The sequence below is a fragment of the Niveibacterium sp. 24ML genome (assembly GCF_026586805.1).
Classification (GTDB): Bacteria; Pseudomonadota; Gammaproteobacteria; order Burkholderiales; family Rhodocyclaceae; genus Niveibacterium.
Window position 1 is genome coordinate 1 of sequence record NZ_JAPFHA010000010.1, and the last position, 19,448, is coordinate 19,448.

The window sequence follows — 19,448 nt, forward strand, 5'->3', positions numbered from 1 at the left end:
AGCCTGTGGGCGAAACACCCCCTGCTGCGGAGCCAGACCGCCAACCTCTATGGCCAGCTTCAGTATGACCAACTGCACCTGAGTGACCGCGTTGAAGTCGGCGCGGTCGAGAACAAGCGTCGCCTCAAGAACTGGATGGCGAGCCTCACTGCCGATCTGCACGACACCCTGCTGTCCGGCGGCCTCAACCTCCTGAGCCTGAGCTACACCAATGGCGAGGTGAGCTTCCAGGATGAGGCGGCAGGTCTCTCCGATGCGGCCAGCGCGCAGACCAGCGGCGGCTTCGCGAAATGGAATGCCAGCCTCAGCCGCTTGCAGCGGCTGGGGCTACGCACGAGCCTGTATCTGTCGTACTTCGGCCAATGGGCCCAGAGCAATCTGGACTCATCCATGAAGATGAGCGTTGGCGGCCCTTACTCGGTGCGCGCCTACGCGCCCGGCGCGATCTCGGGCGACGAGGGCAATCTGGGCAGCATCGAACTGCGCCAGGATCTGGGTTCAGCCCTAGGGTTCTGGCAGGCAGTCGCCTTCGCCGACAGTGCCCGCGTCACGATCAACCATTCGCCCTGGGGCGACAGCACCAACCACGCCACGCTCAGCGGCGCGGGCGTGGGGCTCAACTGGGCGGGGCCGCAGCAGCTCTCCGGGCGTCTCTACTGGGCGACGCACATTGGCGATAAACCCGAGCTCGTTAGCACCGTTCCATCTACGCGTCTCTGGGCTGAATTGCGCTGGGGGTTTTAAGGGCACAGCGGTCACGCCGCGTCACGCATGAAAGCGACGCTACAAGTGGAAGGAGGGCGCGTTCGACTCCCGGTTGTGTCCTTCGCGGATGTGGTGAGTGCCGAAATTTCTTTTCGGCGCGTACCGGAGCGATCCGGTTGAGGTCGCCGCAAGCGGTGTACGAGCCCATGCGTTTGGATTTCCCGTGAAGTTGGTGATGCGCTGAGCGACGCGATTGTCAGCGGGTAAGTGCTGACAGTCTTGTTGCTGATGAACAGCGCCATGGCCACTTCGATGTTGATCCGCCCCTCAGCCAGTAGACGTAGCACCGTAATCTCGCAATCGGACAGCAATTCGGTCGGCGACTTCGCTCCGATGTCCACGCGGGCTCTCTGCATGGCCCTAGCCGGGAACAGCCTGAGCCAACGGATTCTCAGGTCAGCAAATGGAGCACGCGGCAACGGTCCAACCTGAGTCGTCGTGTTCCCGTTCAGAACAGAGTGACTCACATTGGAGGGAGGAGAGGAGGGAGTCCCTGTTGGTAAAATGGGAATCCGTTTGGGAAAATCTGGGGAAAATTTCGATCGAAACGCGGTACAAAGCGGCACATCGAAAATCAAAAATTCCCAATAAAATCAATGGTGCGGGTGATAGGACTCGAACCTACACGCCTTGCGGCGCCAGAACCTAAATCTGTTTTACCCCCAAAAACACCCCAAAACGCACGACTTCTGTTCGGTGATAGTCCGCTTTCCGCGATTCCCCGCAATCTTTTGTATTGACTTGCACAGACGCCTGTCTTGCCCGGCATGTAGTGCTGCTGTAGTGTTCAGCTGAGTGCACTCAGTGCGCTCTGTTTTTCGTCTACCTACCGTCTACCCGCTGACGCAACAGAACCGTCGATGACGTCTACCCACCCGCGCGGAGCGTTTGAACTTCGCGTACAACATGCAATTGACTATCCGCCGCGTGCCGGGTCAAAAGCTGAAATCCGAGACGAGTCGACGCCGGGACTCGTAGTCAGAGTCTCAAGCTCAGGTAAAGCGAGTTACTACGCTGAGTTGTACGACCGTATCTCTAAGAAGAGAACATACGAAAAGCTCGGCGATTTCGGCGTCATCAAGCTCGCAAAGGCGCGAGCAGTCGCAGCGCAGCGACGCGAGAGAGTGCAGCACCAAGCTGCAGATGGGATTAGTTACGTCGAACAAAAGAACGCTCGTCGCGCACAAGAACTTGTTGATGACAAGCGTTCATCAACGACGCTGAAGTCCTGCATTGACGCATATATAAATGCAAAGCACCTTGCAGCTGCTTCTGTCTCTGAATACCGAGGCACCCTCGAAAGCAAGTTGAATTCGTTCGACATTCTGGAGCGACCGGTCAGCGAAATCACGAAAAGCTGGTTCGACGGACGCTTCAAAGAGATCTATGCCCGGTCGAAATCAACCGGCTGGAGGTGGTGGGCTTACTTGCACGCGGTACTCAAGCATGCTGCTGAACGCGACCCAAACTTGTTTCCGGACGGCCTGCCAGTTCCCGAAAAGAAAGCTCTGCGGGGATTTGAAAAACCGGGCCGGAAAAGCAGTCGCCTCGATCTCACGCAGTTGCCTGCTCTCCGCGCGCGGCTGCTTGAACTCGACCCGGATGACCGCGACTACGTACTTCTACTGCTGCTGACGGGGATGCGCAGCGGAGCTGTGATGCGGTTGCGTTACGTCATGTCCTGCAGCCGCGCGGACGCGCTCGCGTGGAGCGAGGGGAGGGCGCTGATATTTGACGCAACAGAAGCTCGCGCGCCGCGCGAACTCGTTGTGTCAGAACAAGTCCGTGGGCTTATCAGCGACCGCTACGCGCGGCTCTCGAATACGTCTGACTATTTGTTTTGGAGCAAGCGGAAACCAGCGGACACAAACAAAGCGATGCAAGATGATCGCGATGTATTTAAGCGGCTAGGCTTTTACGCAAACGACAAAACGCTTCTTACAGCGCATGATTTGCGCAGGACTTTTGCATACATTGCGCGGGCGGTCCTCGGTATCGACCCGCTTCTAATTGCGAAATTGCAGCTGCACTCAACAAAGAATCTTAGTGTGTCCGACGGCTATGTGTCAGCGACTAACGCCGACCTTCGTCGGGTTACAAATCGAATTTCTGGTGAAATACTTCGCTGGATGCGATCTACAGAAGAAGAAATCGCGAAAGAGTTGGGCGTTGGCAGCAATGCGTCTAGCCCGGCACCGAGTTTTGCACTTTAGCGCTGTCGTCGTGGCAAAGCTCGTTATCGATTACGTGCCAGTTCAGCGGGAACTCGAAGAAGCGTCGCGCACCGGCTGCGACGTATTGAACTCGCTGCGCATCGATATCTGCTTTGATTGACGCTACGATTTCTGCAGATTTCGGATGTTCGCCGTTTTCGATGAGAGCTATAACATCTTGAACAGTTTGATCGTCGCCGCGTAAAGCAGCACGTAAGATTCGCGAGATAAGGTACGCGACTTGCCCGTCTGTTCTTGCTGCTGTTCTTGCTGTCATGATTATCTGCATTGTGAGACAAAAATAGACACCATAACCTACACGACGGTTCGAGCAAACCTTGCCCGAACGATGGATCGCGTTTGCAACGACCACGAGCCGCTGATCATCACGCGCAATGGAGAGCAGTCGGTAGTTATGCTCTCGCTCGAAGACTACAAAGCGCTCGAAGAAACCGCGTACCTCCTGCGCACACCCGCAAACGCGAAGCGTCTTTTGGCGGCGGCGGCGCAGTTGGGTGCCGGAAATGGCACTGAGCGGGAACTTGCAGAGTGAAGCTGATCTTCGCTGATGAGGTATGGGCGCGGCCGAAGCGGGCGATGTCGATTGATTTTCGATAATTCGATCCGACCATCGCGCGCTATCAAACGTACTCTGTCGCCCGGATGTAGATTGAGCGCGCGTCGAACCGGCTCAGGAATTTCGACAATCGCATCTCCGCTGCCGTCGCCGGCCGACATTAAAGTTGCGCTGTATCGCTGCGCTCGCTCGCAAGTCTGTATTTTCTGTCTTCGCTTCATCTGAACGCCCTTGTCGTTAGAAACAAAAAGACCCGCGCAAGCGGGTCTTTTTCTGCTTATTCAGCAGTTAGAGCGACATACAGCAGTTGCTTACTCTTCTTTCTAAGCTGCTTATTCAGCAGTGAAGTGCCACGAGTAAAACGCTACGCTTCACATTCCTGCTTGTCAACAAAATTGACTGCCCGCTGGTACGCAGTTTCTGAAGTTTTGAGAGCAAAAAACGACAAAACACTTCAAAAACTGCGTACCGGACGCCCCACGAACTATTGACTAGCCGACCCACGAAAAATATTTTTGCGTGCCGGCGTCGCTCCAAGCCGTTCATCCGCGCAATTCCGCGCGAACCCTCTCCGCAATAAATCCATAGCTGACAAGGCGTTACGTACGCTCGCGCCTGCAATAACTATAGACATGAGTTAAGTTGTTGATTGCAAAGCGGAAAGTTGACATGTGATTGCACGAAGACCATTATTTGCACATGCAAAACGAAATCACATCGTCACGTAAGTATTTACCGGTCAGGTGCTCAGATGCGCAGCACCGGTGGGTTGCGCAAATGTCCAGTGTTGCGACTGCGTTGCAGTCTGACGGCAAGAAGATCTCCGGAAATCGCTTGCTGAGCGATCTTCTCGCGCTCGTCAGCAAGCGGGGGGACGTTGTGTCTGACTTGCTCAGTAGCGTGCCGGAAGAGCTTGTTAACGCACTACAGAAGCACTTCGACGACGCGCAGCGAAAAGCCATCAGGGGGCTGCGCGCTGGCAAAACGGGGGCAAAAAATGCGGACTAACGATAGTACAAATGCGACGTTGCTCGTTTGCCTTGCGGCGATTCTGTGCAGCTGCGCGACGGTGGAGAACGGCCGCGTCAGCGTCGGTCTGCCGCCGCAGATCGCGCGGGCCGTGGCGCCTGCACCCGCACCCGCACAGCTGGTGGGTTACGAGAAGCTCGTTGTGGGGCAGACGAAGACTTTTGCAGGCAGTGACGGGCATTTCGAGCAAGCCATCGCGGTGCTCTCTTCAAACGCTGAAGAGCGTGAAAAGACTTGCAAGCTTGTCGGCAAGTTCGCGTCGACTAATAGCGACGTGCGCGTAACGCTGCACCTCGCTGCAGCTGCTTCGAGCGATGAAGCAAATGCGCTTGTGAAAGCGATCAAGTCGGGTGCGGGGAAGCGAGCGGTAGCAGTTGAAGTCGTCGGCAACAACCCTGCCGCGCACGCTCTGCTGGTGTGGGTTCGGGACACGAAAGCAGTATCAGAGCCGACGCTCGCGCATGTGCTCGTCGCCAAGAAACTACAGCTGCCGGAGTAGTGAAATGAAAAGAATCGCGGGTTTTCTCTTAACGCTGTTCTCGATCTCTGCTCACGCAGCAGGGTTGCCGGTTTTTCGGATCGACGCGAATGAGCTTTACACGATCAACCGACTCGGCGCGGCATTCGAGCAGTCGTTCGTCGTATTCGACATGAACCGGATGCCCGCTGCGCTCCGCGCGGCAGTAGCAGTTGGTGAGTCGTCGCAAAGAAGCGCTGGGAAAGTGTTTCTTGCTGTCGCGCCGGGTGACGAAGACAAGTCGCTTGTGATTGAGCGCTTGATCCGGATTAGCGCAGGGGACCCGAATCTCGAAGTCATCCGGCTTGCTGCGCAGGGCAAGAGCTACGTCTGGTTGCGCAGCAGTGCTGCAACACAAAAGACTTTGAGCGAGACGCTGAGTTCGCTCGACATTCAGTTTCCATGATTGAAGAAAAGGAGAACGACATGAGCAATGGTCTGAAAGCGCTTTTCGCAAGTCTCTTGTGTGCAGCAGCTGCAGCGGTTTCTGCTGACGACTTTGTATTCGTTGGCCCGAAGACTGTTGATTCACTGCCGGCAGTGATTGCTTCGAAAGCTGGCAAGTTCGCTGCAGGGGTGAAATTCGAACAAGTCACGAGTCCCGCAGCTGCAGTCGAGCAGCCGGGCGGGCACGTTGATGCGGCAATTCTTTCTGTTGTCGATGCTGTTGCTATTACCCGCGCGCACCCGGAGTTCGTTCTTGTACAAGACGTCTCGGCGACGCGCGCTTCAATTGTGTGCCAACGGACTGAGACTTTGCGCTCACAACGTCAGCTCGGGCAAATCAGGAAGGTAGGTGTCGCGGACCTTGGCGGCGCAGAGGTGCTCGCGCTGGCGCTGTGGGAACGCGAGTTTCATGCGAAACCCGGCTCGCTGTCTGACAAAGCAGTAAAGATTCCGGCGGGCGATCTCGGCCGCGCTTTTGAATCCGGGGAAGTCGATTGCGTCTCGGTCACGTTCCCTATTGATGACCCGTTCGCAGCTCCTGCCGCAATTCGCTCTTCAATCGACCGGGTTGTCTGGTCAACCGAGTCTGCATATCAACCGGGTTCCAAAAAGCTTATCGGCCGCATTCCTGCAGCTGTTCTTGTTGTGAATCGCGAATCGTGTGAGCGCAGTTCGATTCAGTGCCTTTCGGTCGCCCGAGGTCTTGTTGCGGGTGCGCAGGAGTTCTATCTGCATAACGTTGAATTGATGGAGAAATTCGGGTTTGCAGACAAAGCGCTCATGAAAATTATCAATGAGACGAACGAGCGCAAGAACTTCCTGCCACGCGACAACCCGTATGACTACTCGCTCGCTGCCGCTCTGACTGTCGAGCGCGGCTGGTCGAATTGAAAACAGTTTCCACTGAACGAAAGTGAAGAACATGAATACGAAACGACTTGTGCTTCTCGCAATGCTCGCTGCGATCCCGGTTGCAGCAAGCGCTGACGAAACCGGTACGCTCAAGAAGATCAAAGAAAGTGGCTCGATCACGCTTGGCATCCGCGAATCGTCGATCCCGCTCTCCTACCTCGACGCGAACCAGAAGCCGGTCGGTTACCACATCGACATCTGCAACCGCATCGTGGATGCGATCAAGGTCAAGCTCGCGCTGCCGAACCTGAAGGTCAACACCCAGCCGGTGACCTCGCAGAACCGCATTCCGCTCGTCACCAACGGCACGGTGGATCTTGAGTGCGGCTCTACGACGAACAACGCGACACGACAGAACCAAGTTGCCTTTGCGCCGACAACGTATGTCACGACCGTCCGCATGGCCGTGAAGAAGGCCTCCGGCATCACCAGTCTGTCGCAACTGGACGGCAAGCCCGTCGCGACGACCTCGGGCACGACCTCGGTTCAGCTGATGCGCGCTCACGAGAAGAGCAAAGGCGTGAACTTCAAGGAGGTGACCGGCAAGGACCACGCCGATTCTTTTTTGATGCTCGCGTCGGATCGCGCCGTCGCCTTCGTGATGGATGACAACCTGCTTGCCGGCCTCATCGCTACCGCTCAAAGCCCGAGCGACTACGCGGTCGTCGGCGAGGCGCTGTCGGTGGAGCCCATCGCGATCATGTTCCGCAAGGATGACCCGCAGTTCAAAGGGCTGGTGCATGCCACCGTGCGTGACCTGATCAAGACCGGTGAGGTCGCCAAGCTCTACACCAAGTGGTTCACCCAGCCGATCCCGCCGAAGAACGCCAACCTGAACCTGCCGATGAGCGATGCGCTCAAGAGCGCGCTTCAGTCGCCGAACGACGCGCCCGCCGAGCAGTACAACAAGAAGTAAGCACGTGCGGCGCCTCCAGCGCAGGGGCGCCGCGCTCTCAACGTCCATTGCAGCAATCACTCACTGTTAGCCCGACGCGATGAACTACCACTGGAACTGGGGCGTGTATCTCGAACAGGTCAGCTCGGGCGACGAGCGCTACCTCGACTGGATCGTCTCGGCACTTGGCTGGACGGTTGCGGTGTCGATGACGGCGTGGGTCATCGCGCTGTTGCTTGGCGGAGTCGTCGGCACGCTGCGCACCGCGCCGAACCGCTGGCTGGTGATCGCCGGAAACGCATGGGTCGAGTTCTTCCGCAACGTGCCACTGCTTGTGCAACTCTTCATCTGGTTCTTCGTCGTGCCGGAATTTCTGCCCGCCGAACTGTCGCGCTGGGTAAAGCAGGACATGCCCGCCAAGGAATTCTTCACTGCCACGATCTGCCTCGGTCTCTTCACCTCGGCGCGCGTCGCCGAACAAGTGCGCTCCGGCATCCAGAGTCTGCCGCGCGGCCAGAAGATGGCGGGGCTCGCGATGGGGTTCACGCTGGCCCAGACCTACCGCTACGTGATCCTGCCGATGGCCTTTCGCATCGTGATCCCGCCGCTCACGTCCGAGTTCATGAACATCATCAAGAACTCTGCGGTGGCGTTCGCCATCGGCCTGATGGAGCTGACCTTTATTTCGCGCCAGATGATCGAGGAATCCGGCCAGGTGTTCGAAAGCCTGCTCGCCGCGACCATCCTCTACACCGTCTGCGCCTTTGCTGCGAACCGTGTGATGGCCTTCATCGAGGCACGTGCCCGCGTGCCCGGCTACATCGCCGGGGCGAAGTGAGGGATGACGATGCTCGGCCAACTCGACTTTTCCATCGTCGGCCCCGGCTTGCCGTTCATCTGGATCGGACTGCTGTTCAGCCTGAAACTCACGCTCGTTGCCATGAGCGGCGGCATCGTGCTCGGTACGCTGCTTGCGCTGGCGCGCACCTCGTCGAAGGTCGCTGCGTCGCGCGCAGCCGCTGCCTACGTCAACACGGTGCGCTCGATCCCGCTGCTAATGGTGATCCTGTGGTTCTTCTTTTTGATCCCACTGTTCACCGGCGCGCCGATGGGCGCCGAGAACTCAGCGCTGATCACCTTCACGGCGTTCGAAGCTGCGTACTACTCGGAGATCGTGCGGGCTGGCTTGAACAGTGTTCCGCAGCCGCAGCGATTCGCAGCTGCAGCGCTGGGGCTCACGAAGATTCAAGCGCTTGCACACGTCGTGCTACCGCAAGCCTTTCGCAACATGCTGCCGGTCCTGCTGACGCAGACCATCGTCCTGTTTCAGGACACCTCGCTGGTGTACGCCATCGGCGCCAAGGATCTGCTGAAGGCCGCCGAGATCACCGGCAAGAACTACAACCGCCCGGTGGAGATGTACCTCTTCGTCGCGCTCATCTACTTCTCGATCTGCTTCTGCCTGTCGACGCTGGTGAAGTGCCTGCAGAAGCGCATCGCCATCATTCGCTAACGGAACGTCCCCCATGTCGATGATCGAAATCCGCAACGTCTCCAAGTGGTATGGCCAGTTTCAGGTGCTCGCCGACTGCAGCACACAGGTGAGCAAGGGCGAAGTGGTGGTCGTGTGCGGCCCCTCCGGTTCCGGCAAGTCGACCCTGATCAAGTGCGTGAATGGGTTGGAGCCCTTCCAGAAGGGGGATGTCGTCGTCGACGAGATCTCGGTCGGCGCCGCGAAAACCGATCTGCCCAAGCTGCGGGCGCGCGTCGGCATGGTTTTCCAGCACTTCGAGCTGTTCCCGCACATGAGCGTCATCGAAAACCTGACGATTGCGCAGACCAAGGTACTCGGCCGCGCGCGCGACGAAGCGCGCGAGCGGGGCATCAAATTGCTCGACCGCGTCGGGCTCAAGGCTCACGCGGCCAAGTTCCCCGGCGAGTTGTCGGGCGGCCAGCAGCAACGCGTGGCGATTGCCCGCGCGCTCGCGATGGACCCGATCTGCATGCTCTTCGACGAGCCCACCTCGGCGCTCGACCCGGAGATGGTCAACGAGGTGCTCGACGTGATGGTCGAGCTGGCCCGCGAAGGCATGACGATGATGGTCGTCACGCACGAGATGGGCTTTGCTCGCAAGGTCGCGCACCGCGTGATCTTCATGGACACCGGTCGGGTCGTCGAGGAAGCGGGGGCGGATACCTTTTTCGGTGCGCCGACCTCGCGGCGAGCGCAGCAGTTCCTCGCGTCGCTCAAGCACTGATTTCTAGTAACACCGGGAGCAGAAATAATGACAAACGGAACGAATGTTGTCGCAAGCTTATTGCTTGCAAGTGCGCTGTCTGCATGCGTCGTAGCGCCCCAGCGGAGCGGGGCGGGCATGCCTGCAGGGCAGGGAGCGTTGCCGCAATACGCTGCCGGTGAGCAGCGGCGGGCGAACTCACAGGAACTTGCAGTGATTGAATCCTTGAAGCCTGTCGATCTTAAAGCACAAGCTGGTTCGACCGGCAAGTACGCTGGTGCCGCGCTCGGCGCGGCGCTGGGCGGGTTGGGCGGGTCAGCTGTGGGGCACGGCAAGGGGAAACAAGCCGCAACGCTTGTAGGCGCAGCTGCCGGAGGTGCCGTTGGTGGGTCGCTAGGTTCTGACTACGACGAACGTGCGAGCCATACGCTGGGTCTCGAAATTGTCGTGAAGATGAGCGATGGGAAGCTTGTCAGTGTCATACAAGCACAGAACGACAGCGAGAAGTTTGAGCGCGGGCAGCTTGTACGGGTTGTACACGCCCAGGGGGGACTACATGTCTCTCCGTACTGAAGTTGCAGCTGAGCGTCCCTACATGAAGTTGCCCCGGCTCGACCTTGCGATGCTCAGCGTCATTGTGCTGCTCGCTGCAGTTTCGTTCGCAACCGCTGACTCGCGAGACGAAGTAAAGCAAACTGTAATTCGAATTTATTGGCTTTCAGGATCTGCGCTTCCGCTCTTTTATGTTCCGCAGATCATGAAGTTCCTGCGGGGCAAGCAGGGCGTCGGCGATTTCGATGTGAAAGCTGACATCGCGCAGTTCCTGCTGCGGCTTCCTGCATTCTTGTATGCTTTCGTCGCACTCAACCCCGCAGCTGTTGCTCCATTCGCTTTTGCCGTGGGCGGAGATCTCGTCGGGCGGGCAGGGCGGCTGATTGCGATTTGTATACGTCTGCGACGCGAGAGAAAGAACTGATGCTGGTCTTCCTCGACACCGAGTTCACCGACTTCATCGACTGCGAGTTGATCAGCATCGGCATCGTGTCCGAGGACGGCCAGCATGTGTTTTACGCCGAGCGCAACGATTACCGGCGCGAATGGGAGAGCGATTTTGTGCGGCTCGCGGTGCTGCCGCAACTGGGGCAGCAGCCTGCGGCGATCTGCAACCGCGATGAACTCCAGACCCGACTGTGGGCGTGGTTCGAATCCCTTCCGGGGCGCGTCCAGATCGCGTGCGACTCCCAACACGATCAAGACTTGCTGTGGGACGCTTTCGGCGAAGGGCTGCCAGAGAATCTCGATCCCAAGCGTTTTGATCTCGCGACACTTTCAAACACCGCCGCGTTTCACGCAGCAGTCTGCGACTATCACGCCAAACAAGGCAGCTGGCATCACGCGCTGCACGATGCGCAGGCGCACCGCTCCGGGTGGCTGGCATGGAAGGGGCAGCACACAAGTGCGCTTTCAGCAGTTGAACTTACTCCATGCTGCGGCTTCATCAAGCTCTCAGCTGCTGGCAATGCATATGTTTCTCGCGCTGAAGCGAAGGATCTTCTTAGCGAGTTCGAAGCTTACGATCAAGTCGAAGTTGATTTCGAGGGTGTAGAAGAGATCGGTGCGTCATTCGCCGATGAACTAGTGCGCGTCTTTCCGCTCTCTCATCCTGCTGCGCAACTGACAATCGTCAATGCGAGCAGCAAGGTACTGCAAATGCTCAAGCGCTCGCAGAGTCGAGCTGACCTTCCTCAGCCTCCAAAACCAGTATTTTATTTCTAACTGGGCAGCGTTCTTATCGGTGCGTTTTCGTGTTCGTCGCAACGAGTCATGTGCCAACCGTTTGCAATTAGCAGTTTTCCCGGTTTTCCGCACTCATCACATATGCGCACTGACATTGCCTCTGCCATCGCGATCATGCCGCGCTGGACATCGTTTGCGTTGCGCACATAAAAACATAGAGCGCCGAATTTTTCTTTTACTTGTATCGCGACAACTTGGGGCGACTTATTGTGATCAGTGAAGAACTGAAGGCGCTCGCACAGTACATCTATTAAATCGAACCAGCCGTCGCCGCATGAGAAACCACGGGACATGCAACTGACCTGTGGGCTCTTGTGTCGGTCAGCGAAGATAAGTGGGTAACGTGCGCTTAGCAAATCGTCGAGGCGCTCTCTCATCTCGTGCTACTTTTCTAACGTCTTATGCCAGAGCAATGGCAGCTGGACATCCTGCCTTTCTTTGCACAAATTGCAGACTAGAGCGTGCGATTGCGTTGGGTCTCCGGTCAGCTCAAAGAGTATTCCAGGCGCTGAGACTTTGTATTTGCCGTTTTCAAAGCTAGACACCGTAACGTTGATCTTCTTCATTCCTTCTTGTGTCTTGGCTTCAAGAACTCCATTACCCTTGTCATCCAAAAGCCTTATAACAGCCGGGAATGTCTGATCGTCGCCAACCAGCGTAAGTTTCTCTTGAATATTCCAAGAGCCGACGTATGCGTAATATGTACTTCCGACGACTGCAGAAACTACAAGCAGTATAGCTGCGATGCTAATTTTCGGGCTCTGCGGGATGAACGGTGGAATTAGCATGGTCTCTCTTTCGTGGGATTGAAGTGTTGCGAATTGCGATTGCCGCTCCGGCGATGACAAAGCTTGATTGTGCGACGATGTAAGTGAGAGTGTCGTTTGCGAACAGCGCGTTGACAGCAAGCGTTACCGCTATGCCTGCGATAACGTATGCAGCGTCAGCGACCGCAGGGCTACGCAAAACGCTTGCGCAACGCAAAACCGTTGCCCCCACATTCAATAGCTGCACGGATAAGGTCGAAGGCTGCTTGAGTTTTGGTTAGATAGCGCCAGCCGCTATTCATTACCCAGAGCCCCGAATTTGGGCCGGTTCCGACATAGACATTGAGCCCTGCGTTTGCATTCATCGACGCGTTCAGTGCATTCATCTGGAACCCCGCAGCGAACGCGACGCCCGCAACAGCACCTGCGGCATTCGCAATCGTCGGGATGCCGTTTGCCGTCGCGAAGTTATATTGAACGAGTGGGACGAAGATCTCCGGTGCGCTGCCGCTGCCGTCGCCGCATGACAGCCGGGAGATTTGTCGGAGATCGATCTTCGCATATGCCGGTTTTTGGACTTTCAGGTTTTCAGGGTCAGGTATATGAATGCCGACGATATGTAGTGACAGCTGCCCCGTTTCGTCTTCTTCCAGCGCGCATGCAGGCCCCGCTTTCAGCGGACCATTGATTGTCTTTTTGTTTAGCTTCCTTGTTGCACGTTTGAACTTGTTACGTGCGAAGCGGAATTGCATGAAGTCGATAAAGCTCGACACCATTCGTTTTCCGACCACAGCTAGCAAAAAGACAACAAGCAGCGGAACAATTGCGCCGCTGTCGTGTATGTATGAACCAATTGCGCCGGCAATGAATAGTCCTAGCATGAACATGCCTAGGGTCTTGTGCAGATTGACAACGTAGTACGTTCCCGTTTCTAGCAGCGCACGAATGAACTGCCGTGGCGCTAATACGAACGCAGCAATGTTGATGCCGTAGACCGCAAATACCGTTGCAAATATCGCGATTTCCCGTGGATCGTGCGAACGAAACATTTCTTTCTGGCCCCCGGTTTAGTGAATCGAAGCGCAAAGCTCTGCAGCTCTTGCGCGCGTAAGTGCTGCGAATCCATCGACTGCTTCGACTGATAGACTTACCGCTGCTCGAATATCTTCAGAACTCAATTCTTCAAGTCTTGCGTGTTTCAATAGTCGTTCAAGAAAGAGCGCGGTATTCATTGCGCAGATCGCATCAGCGGGGTCTGCGATGTCGTTGCAATGTGTTTGATACAAATAGATAGAAATAGAAAGGCAGTTGAGCGCAAGATATTCGTCGATGCTCAGACCTGTGCGCTCGAAGCGCATTTTGTCGGTGTCGATCATGAATGTGGATGCAGATTGCTCGCCGAGTCGCGCGCACATGAATGCGACGAAGGTAGGTGTGTCGGGCGCTACAATAGTGCGCACTATGCCCGCGAGCGGCAATTCGATTCCGGTTCGATACAGGAGAACCACCTCGGGTTCGTCGGGCTCTTTCATCTGCAGCGTTCCATCTGCGGATTCCCGGACCCCAGCGAGCGCTCCAGCGTCGCCTGCACTGACCCATCCCCCGGTAGAGAAATCGCACTGAGGACAATGTTCGCCGTCCCAGTTACCTTGCATATGCCTCGCGGCAACTTGAAAGCGAGGCGCAATGCTTGCGCTGCATCGGGCTGGTTATCAAAGCAAAAGGAAGTGCCAGCTTCAGGCGGTAGCGCCCGCTTCCCCGACGAGTCTGCTGTGAAACACACTCGGTCCCCGACCTCGTCGGCAATCGCAGGGGTCGCATCGCGAACAAAAGTGCCGCTAACTTCAACGTGACCGGTGTACCTCACGCAAGCATCAGCGCTCTGTTGGCGCGTCCAACCCTGACTCGTGCGGGACGCGGCTGTTGCACTGGGGGTTGGCGCACCTGAGTCACCCATCCCAATACATTGCGCGCGTGGCTTTGGCACAGCGCCCGGATCGGCTTGGGCAACCTTGACAAGGTGTGCAATATCGCTGATCGGCATATCAGGCGTCGACGGCGTCTGATTTTCCACGTACGAAGAAACCACAACCGTCAGTTCCCGTTCCAAACACGCAGCGTTCTTTGCCCCGGAAGCGCGCATCCCCAAGGCCTGATAGGTCTGCGAGTCGGCCTCAAAACAGAACATCGCCGGTCGTGTATCTCCCGGCAAGCGAGGAATCCGGTTCAAGTGTGTTTGCATCGGGTACATGCACACAGAGCCCGCCAGCGGGTGGTCTGACGCTCGAACAAGCTGGACCTTTCCCCGGATTTCGACTTCTCCGGTGTATGTCGTGATCAAGCCGTTCTGTGACGACTGCTTCCAATTCGCCCACGGCGAAAGCCGCTGCTGAGCTGAATTAGATTGTTGTTGTGGCTGAGTTTCCACGGACTTCTTTGTCGCGTCATGCAACGCTTTGTTCAAAAGCGAACCCAGCGTCTCGGCTGCATTTGCTGAAAATGGAAGTATTGCCAATATTGATATCGGCGCTACGAATTTTCGTAATTGCATTTCAGCCTCGGCGTTGGGTATGAAGCGCTATCTTGCAAACTATTCAAGCCATGCAAGCGTGAAGAACCCCACACGACATAGACGTTCTCTCATGACTCAGGTCAATACACCGTCATTGGACACGCACGCTCGCAATAGCTACCTCGCGCTCGACTTCACTGAGTTCTTCTCGCTCGCAGTTGCTAAACGCACGACTCGTGATTACGTTGTCATCAACAATGATTCGTCGCGCAGCATGACTCAGCGCTGACTTGATGCTGGGGTGTTCGAGCAGGGGGTCAGTGTCGTTGTCGAGCAAAACGACGGTGAGATTTTCGTTGCGTTCTGCAAAGGCACCTTGCAGTGCGAGGCCGCGTTGGATGTCTGTTGTGAACAGGACAGGGCACTCGTGATCAGAGTCAGCTAAGCGATACACACGCTTCGAGAAGCGGTCGGTCAAGTCAACGTCTGCCCGTCGCACATCGCGATCTGCGCCGGCATCGCTTCGCTCCAGCTGACGAGGTACATCACCTTGCAGTACGCTTTCAAGCCGTCCGGGGGCGTGAACCACACTGAGTTGGGACATGTCGCGCAGGCCGTGTCGGGCAGCGGGTGGCGGTGGGCGATAGCCTGCAAGGTCGGGCTTGTGACTGGCGCGCTGGGGGGCGCGGGCAGCTGCTGGAGAAGGGACTGAAGGCTGGTCGGTTCGGGCATGATGGTCTCCGGACAATGTGACCCCGCGTGAAGCGGCGAGCCCTTCGAGGGCGAGGCGGGTTTCTGCTTGCAAGCGCAGCGACGCTTGCTTCGTGTTCTCGACAGCAGCAGCGGCAGCTTCAGCAGCAAGGACTTCTTCGCGTCGCTGTGTCAGTGCTTCTTCGAGCGTGCCGTGCGCTGCGAGGTAGTCGACAGCAGCGACGCGAGCGCCGGTCGTCGATCCGACGCGAGCTACCTCAGCGACGATCTCGTCGTCGCTGATCTCATGCGCTGGGCGCCAGTCGGGGCTCCGTGACTGTATTGACTTGATGTACGGCTCAGCGTTGATGACAACGTCTGCATCTTCGCGATGGCGCGTGAGCGCGACGTACAACGACTCTTTGTTGTTGTTCTCTAGCACGATGACTTCGCGCTGATCCGTCGCCCCCTGCGCTGCGTGTACTGTTCTCGCAGTGCAGTGTTCAAGCTGGTACGCGCGCTTGTCGTTGTTGAACAAGTCGTTTTTCTTGTCGCCGTCCAGCCGCAAGACGTACTCGCCGCCGCGATCCAGCGTGATCTTGACCGCTGGAACGGAGCCGCCCAGGTCAATACTTGTCACGGTGCCTTCAAGGCGGTTTACGAGGCCCTGCGCTGCGTCGTCGCCCGCGACGCGCGCGCGCTTTGCAGTCCTGCGGAAAGCGATGCGGTCGCCGGGCGCTAGTTCGGATTTCCAGCAGTGATCGCCGTCGGTCAGCTGGATGGCTACTGCGCTGCTACGATCAACGATGCCGCGTGCCGACAGGTCAGTCCGCACTTCAGCTGTCACAGCGCGCGCTGTTGCGCGGGTTGCAGCGACGATGCCGACGTGTTGATCGACGTGGTTGTCGAAGCGCTGCTTTGTATACAGCGCGGCAGCTGTCCGAACGGTTTCCTCGCGGGTGCGACAGATGTGCAGCTTCCCAGCTTCGCGGTACGCGCGGAGAGCCCCTGCTGCGTCGCCCTCTGCTGCGCGCAAACCTGCTTCGCGTTGCCAGTCAACAGTTTGGCGGCGGACAGTGTTGATCCGCGCGCTGCTGAGCTTGTCGACAACAGACGAGAAGATCGCCGACCCGGCAACTGGCGACAGCTGATTCCGGTCGCCCGCGAACCACACTCCCGAACCGGCTTTCCGCGCAGCGGCGAGGATCGTGTTGGCGTCGCGCGCGTTCAACATCGATGCTTCGTCTACAACAATCCTGTCGCGCTCACTCAGCTTCAGTTTCCCAGTGCGCAGGTCTTCAGCGAGCTGCGCGATTGCAGTCGAGTATTCTGCGCCGGTCTCTTGTTTGACGACGCCTGCGGCGCGGTGACTGATCGCTGTACCAAGAAGCCGGAGCCCTGCACGGTCGCACACAGACTTGACTACGCTCAGTGTTGTACTTTTGCCTGAGCCTGCAGGGCCTTCAAAGACAGCTAACGCTTGATCTCCCACCGGAGCGCGCGCGTCAAGGTGCTCCGCCGGATCGCGCTCGTCGTGAGCGAGGAGAAGATGTCGTACAGCACGCGCTTGCTCGTCAGTTAGAGGGCGCTCTGGATTGCGCTGGGCTTTCGCGATCTCGTCCTCGACGATGTCGAGCGACACTGCGCGACCCGCCGACAGCTCGCGGCTTTGCCACAGCACATCGAGTTCCAGCGACAGCTGCTCACGTGTTGTGTACAGGCGTTCATGTTTCGATTCCTCACCTGTATCGACGAGTTCTGATAACTCCTCGCGCGATGCTCGTTCGACTGCAGCGATGTCGTTGCAGCGTCCGACCAACGCTTTTGTGAACTCGCGGCGAAACTGCGGTTCAGAAAACGTCGATTCGTTCGTTGTGAGCGTTGCGTATGCACGACCGCGCGCGAATGCGCGCAGGTCATCTGTCAGCTTTGCGGGTGTTGGTTCTTGATGCAGCCGCCCGCGCGCGTCGGCGAGCATGTTGGATATTGAAGACCGGTCGAGACCGAACTCCTTACCCATTTCTCGCCACATACGCTGCAGCTGTTCAGGCTCGATCTCGTCACGTTTACCAGCGCGGTCTTTTGCGACGTGCTTCTGTTCTAACGCGCTTGACATCGAATCGAGCGCTTCCTTGCCTCCCGCGTTCGCGAGAATCTGAGCCCGACGTTGCGAAAACGACTCAATAGCCGGAGCGAATACTTCGCAGGGCAAGTCAAGTTTGAAACCGCGCTTACCTTGGGTTTCGATTGCGCGAACGCCAAGTCGCTGTTCAATCTCGCGTGCAAGGTTCGAGTGATACATCGACTCAGCTTCCGCGCGCCACGCGAAAAGCCTTTGCGCATCGATAGTGCGGCACTTCCCGTCTGAGTCTTGTGCAACGTTCAATAGCGCAGCATGTGTATGCAGCTGCGGCATGGGAATTCCATCTTTACGCCCAGCCTCGTCAACTGGGCGCGCGGTCTTGTGTTCAAACAGTGCGACTGCAATCCGAGAAACGTCTACTTGTTCAGTGCCGCCGTGCCCCGACCTGGACTTAATAACTTCGCGACGCATGTGATCCAGCGCAGATTCAACTGCTGCGCGCTGCGCAGCTTCGACAGTCTCGCGCACGTTGTCGTCGCCGAGAGCCCAAATGATCGAAAGATCTTTCGGGCAACTGAATGCGATGTTAAAGCCCTTGACCGCGCCACGCTCTCCAGCGTTCTGCCGGAGTTTTGAACCGGCAATTGGATCGAAACCGTCGGCGAGCTTGCGGAAATCTGATGCGTCAACAGCGCCGCGAAGGACTGCAATGCCGTTTCGAAGCCAGTACCCGGTGCCTTCCGCAGCAAGGTACTCTTCGTGCCTGTCGCGGGCATGATCAAGCAGATACGACACGCTCTCGTCGCTGAGTATCTTCTTAACCGACAGCGACATGATCAGTCACTGTCGCTGCTGCGCAGCGGGACCCAATCGTCGCCTACGCGTCGTGCAATTCGAGACAGCACAGTTGAGTTGTAGTGTCGGCCTTGGTGGTTCCAGAGCGCTGGGGGCTGTGCTGACAGCCAGCGGCGGATGATTTCGCGCCCAACGGTTTCCGCAAACTCGCCCGCTTCGGCACTATCTATTGGTGCGGGGTTTGCCTGCGAAACGTGCCACAGCTGACTGATGTATTCGTCTGTAAGGTTCGACAGATTGTCTGTCTCGACTGTGAACGTAATAATCGTTTTCATGTCGCTCTCACACTGTTTGTGACGACGTCTTAGCGTCGAAGGCGCGCTCGCTGCGCGTCATGAATTCGCGCTCGCGGGGCTGCTCAAAGCGCGCGTGAAGCAACTCTATTAACTGTCTGTTGACGCTATAAAGCTGTTCCAGATGGGCAGTAATTGCTGCGACGTCAGCACGCAGTTCACGCACTTGCTCTGTGTTTTCACGAGACCGGGAAGCAAACGCTGTCAGAGCGTGTTCAATGTTCTCGACACGCTCGACAAGATCGCGCCGCTTAATTTCAGCTTCCGTCACATCGACCACTTGCCCGGCCAGGTCTCGCTCGACTAACTCACGTATGTACCGATTCGGCTCGGGGCACCCTTGCTCAGCGGCCCTCGCTGCTAAGCGTTGTGTAAAACGAGCGTCTGGATGTCGGAACGTAGATACAGCTGTCGGCCCCTTCTTTTCTTTGCGCATCTTGCGTTCTCCGAGCGTATTCATATGCAGACACTTTGCTTACGCGCTAAGTCGTTAATTGCACGATAGTACAAGCGCGATGGAAAGACAATTGTATTCAGTGTCTGCAATTGCAGACTAAGTAGAAATAGCCGCAATAGCCAGTGTTTGCAAGGTATGCAAACGAAACCCAATGCACCGGCAGGTGCATTGGGTGTGGGAAAACAAGTGAATCGCTGCAGAAATGGGGGTTCATTGCGCGCAAGGTGCTGGCTGTATGCATGCGAGATCTTGCGGTTGGCAGCCCTGTGTATAAAACGGCATTGAGCAATGTACAAAACGGCAATGGTCAATGTACAAAACGGCAATAGGGAAGGCTGGATGTATGAAACGGTTGCAAGTGATGTACAAAACGGCAATTGCCGATGTACAAAACGGCGATGC

Annotated in this window: 24 protein-coding genes and 1 pseudogene; 14 read left to right on the top strand and 11 right to left on the bottom strand. The window is 57.1% G+C overall.

All coding sequences use genetic code 11. The annotated features are described in order from the left end of the window. Positions 1 to 744, top strand: a 744-nt coding sequence (locus OPU71_RS10125) for a ShlB/FhaC/HecB family hemolysin secretion/activation protein (protein WP_324256055.1), incomplete at its 5' end; no start/stop codon positions are given. A gap of 11 nt (positions 745 to 755) precedes the next feature. On the opposite strand, the gene OPU71_RS21350 is transcribed toward OPU71_RS10125, so the two are convergent. Continuing rightward, positions 756 to 1,121 (bottom strand): LuxR C-terminal-related transcriptional regulator, encoded by a 366-nt coding sequence (locus OPU71_RS21350; protein ID WP_420712368.1) that lies wholly within the window; start codon positions 1,119 to 1,121, stop codon positions 756 to 758. Between the two features lie 504 nt (positions 1,122 to 1,625). Between OPU71_RS21350 and OPU71_RS10130 the strand changes: the two genes are divergently transcribed. Continuing rightward, positions 1,626 to 2,978, top strand: coding sequence for a tyrosine-type recombinase/integrase (locus OPU71_RS10130; protein ID WP_267727844.1), 1,353 nt, complete (start codon positions 1,626 to 1,628; stop codon positions 2,976 to 2,978). On the opposite strand, the gene OPU71_RS10135 is transcribed toward OPU71_RS10130, so the two are convergent. After that, a complete protein-coding gene (locus OPU71_RS10135; RefSeq protein ID WP_267727996.1) occupies positions 2,950 to 3,255 on the bottom strand; it encodes a hypothetical protein in 306 nt (101 codons plus the stop codon). The two genes, OPU71_RS10130 and OPU71_RS10135, sit on opposite strands and share 29 nt — an antisense overlap. On the opposite strand from OPU71_RS10135, the gene OPU71_RS10140 reads away from it, so the two are divergent. Next, positions 3,220 to 3,531 carry a type II toxin-antitoxin system Phd/YefM family antitoxin gene (locus tag OPU71_RS10140; RefSeq protein WP_267727845.1) on the top strand — a complete coding sequence of 104 codons (312 nt, stop codon included), beginning with the start codon at positions 3,220 to 3,222 and terminating at the stop codon, positions 3,529 to 3,531. The two genes, OPU71_RS10135 and OPU71_RS10140, sit on opposite strands and share 36 nt — an antisense overlap. A 59-nt stretch (positions 3,532 to 3,590) precedes the next feature. On the opposite strand, the pseudogene OPU71_RS21355 reads toward OPU71_RS10140, so the two are convergent. Then, positions 3,591 to 3,776 (bottom strand): annotated as a pseudogene (locus tag OPU71_RS21355) (AbrB/MazE/SpoVT family DNA-binding domain-containing protein); the annotation flags it as partial. A gap of 478 nt (positions 3,777 to 4,254) precedes the next feature. Between OPU71_RS21355 and OPU71_RS10145 the strand changes: the two are divergent. From OPU71_RS10145 to OPU71_RS10195, 11 genes are all read left to right on the top strand, one after another. Then, complete coding sequence (locus OPU71_RS10145) at positions 4,255 to 4,563, top strand: hypothetical protein (RefSeq protein ID WP_267727846.1); 309 nt, start codon at positions 4,255 to 4,257, stop codon at positions 4,561 to 4,563. A 61-nt stretch (positions 4,564 to 4,624) separates the two neighbouring features. Further along, positions 4,625 to 5,083 carry a hypothetical protein gene (locus OPU71_RS10150; RefSeq protein ID WP_267727847.1) on the top strand — a complete coding sequence of 153 codons (459 nt, stop codon included), beginning with the start codon at positions 4,625 to 4,627 and terminating at the stop codon, positions 5,081 to 5,083. Positions 5,084 to 5,087: 4 nt separating this feature from the next. Further along, positions 5,088 to 5,507, top strand: coding sequence for a hypothetical protein (locus OPU71_RS10155; protein WP_267727848.1), 420 nt, complete (start codon positions 5,088 to 5,090; stop codon positions 5,505 to 5,507). Next, complete coding sequence (locus tag OPU71_RS10160; protein WP_267727849.1) at positions 5,504 to 6,439, top strand: hypothetical protein; 936 nt, start codon at positions 5,504 to 5,506, stop codon at positions 6,437 to 6,439. Before OPU71_RS10155 ends, OPU71_RS10160 begins: the two co-directional genes overlap by 4 nt. Before the next feature lie 31 nt (positions 6,440 to 6,470). Continuing rightward, positions 6,471 to 7,376 carry a transporter substrate-binding domain-containing protein gene (locus tag OPU71_RS10165; protein ID WP_267727850.1) on the top strand — a complete coding sequence of 302 codons (906 nt, stop codon included), beginning with the start codon at positions 6,471 to 6,473 and terminating at the stop codon, positions 7,374 to 7,376. Positions 7,377 to 7,455: 79 nt separating this feature from the next. Beyond that, complete coding sequence (locus OPU71_RS10170) at positions 7,456 to 8,193, top strand: amino acid ABC transporter permease (RefSeq protein WP_267727851.1); 738 nt, start codon at positions 7,456 to 7,458, stop codon at positions 8,191 to 8,193. A 3-nt stretch (positions 8,194 to 8,196) separates the two neighbouring features. Continuing rightward, positions 8,197 to 8,868: an amino acid ABC transporter permease gene (locus tag OPU71_RS10175; protein WP_324256056.1), complete on the top strand. Its 672-nt coding sequence runs from the start codon at positions 8,197 to 8,199 to the stop codon at positions 8,866 to 8,868. A gap of 19 nt (positions 8,869 to 8,887) precedes the next feature. After that, positions 8,888 to 9,613: an amino acid ABC transporter ATP-binding protein gene (locus tag OPU71_RS10180; protein WP_267727991.1), complete on the top strand. Its 726-nt coding sequence runs from the start codon at positions 8,888 to 8,890 to the stop codon at positions 9,611 to 9,613. Positions 9,614 to 9,805: 192 nt separating this feature from the next. Further along, on the top strand, positions 9,806 to 10,165 hold the full coding sequence (locus OPU71_RS10185) for a glycine zipper 2TM domain-containing protein (protein ID WP_267727852.1): 360 nt from the start codon (positions 9,806 to 9,808) through the stop codon (positions 10,163 to 10,165). Then, complete coding sequence (locus OPU71_RS10190) at positions 10,149 to 10,568, top strand: hypothetical protein (RefSeq protein ID WP_267727853.1); 420 nt, start codon at positions 10,149 to 10,151, stop codon at positions 10,566 to 10,568. The genes OPU71_RS10185 and OPU71_RS10190 overlap by 17 nt, the downstream gene beginning before the upstream one ends. Further along, entirely contained in the window at positions 10,568 to 11,368 is an 801-nt protein-coding gene (locus OPU71_RS10195) for an STAS-like domain-containing protein (RefSeq protein ID WP_267727854.1), read from the top strand. The genes OPU71_RS10190 and OPU71_RS10195 overlap by 1 nt, the downstream gene beginning before the upstream one ends. Here the strand turns inward: OPU71_RS10195 and OPU71_RS10200 are convergent. The 8 genes from OPU71_RS10200 to OPU71_RS10235 all read right to left on the bottom strand — a co-directional run bounded on the left by OPU71_RS10200 (position 11,365) and on the right by OPU71_RS10235 (position 19,049). Next, positions 11,365 to 11,682: a hypothetical protein gene (locus OPU71_RS10200; protein ID WP_267727855.1), complete on the bottom strand. Its 318-nt coding sequence runs from the start codon at positions 11,680 to 11,682 to the stop codon at positions 11,365 to 11,367. The genes OPU71_RS10195 and OPU71_RS10200 overlap by 4 nt on opposite strands. Before the next feature lie 90 nt (positions 11,683 to 11,772). Beyond that, the gene (locus tag OPU71_RS10205; protein WP_267727856.1) at positions 11,773 to 12,177 is read right to left on the bottom strand and encodes a hypothetical protein; all 405 of its coding nucleotides are present in this window, start codon (positions 12,175 to 12,177) and stop codon (positions 11,773 to 11,775) included. A 170-nt stretch (positions 12,178 to 12,347) separates the two neighbouring features. Then, complete coding sequence (locus OPU71_RS10210) at positions 12,348 to 13,205, bottom strand: hypothetical protein (RefSeq protein ID WP_267727857.1); 858 nt, start codon at positions 13,203 to 13,205, stop codon at positions 12,348 to 12,350. 18 nt (positions 13,206 to 13,223) lie between these two features. Then, positions 13,224 to 13,688, bottom strand: a complete 465-nt coding sequence (locus OPU71_RS10215) for a hypothetical protein (RefSeq protein WP_267727858.1) — start codon at positions 13,686 to 13,688, stop codon at positions 13,224 to 13,226. Further along, complete coding sequence (locus OPU71_RS10220; RefSeq protein WP_267727859.1) at positions 13,685 to 14,707, bottom strand: hypothetical protein; 1,023 nt, start codon at positions 14,705 to 14,707, stop codon at positions 13,685 to 13,687. Before OPU71_RS10220 ends, OPU71_RS10215 begins: the two co-directional genes overlap by 4 nt. 112 nt (positions 14,708 to 14,819) lie before the next feature. Next, positions 14,820 to 18,275 (bottom strand): MobF family relaxase, encoded by a 3,456-nt coding sequence (gene mobF / locus OPU71_RS10225; RefSeq protein WP_267727860.1) that lies wholly within the window; start codon positions 18,273 to 18,275, stop codon positions 14,820 to 14,822. A 2-nt stretch (positions 18,276 to 18,277) separates the two neighbouring features. Further along, positions 18,278 to 18,571, bottom strand: coding sequence for a hypothetical protein (locus tag OPU71_RS10230; RefSeq protein WP_267727861.1), 294 nt, complete (start codon positions 18,569 to 18,571; stop codon positions 18,278 to 18,280). Positions 18,572 to 18,578: 7 nt separating this feature from the next. Continuing rightward, the gene (locus tag OPU71_RS10235; RefSeq protein WP_267727862.1) at positions 18,579 to 19,049 is read right to left on the bottom strand and encodes a hypothetical protein; all 471 of its coding nucleotides are present in this window, start codon (positions 19,047 to 19,049) and stop codon (positions 18,579 to 18,581) included. Between the last annotated feature and the right edge of the window lie 399 nt (positions 19,050 to 19,448).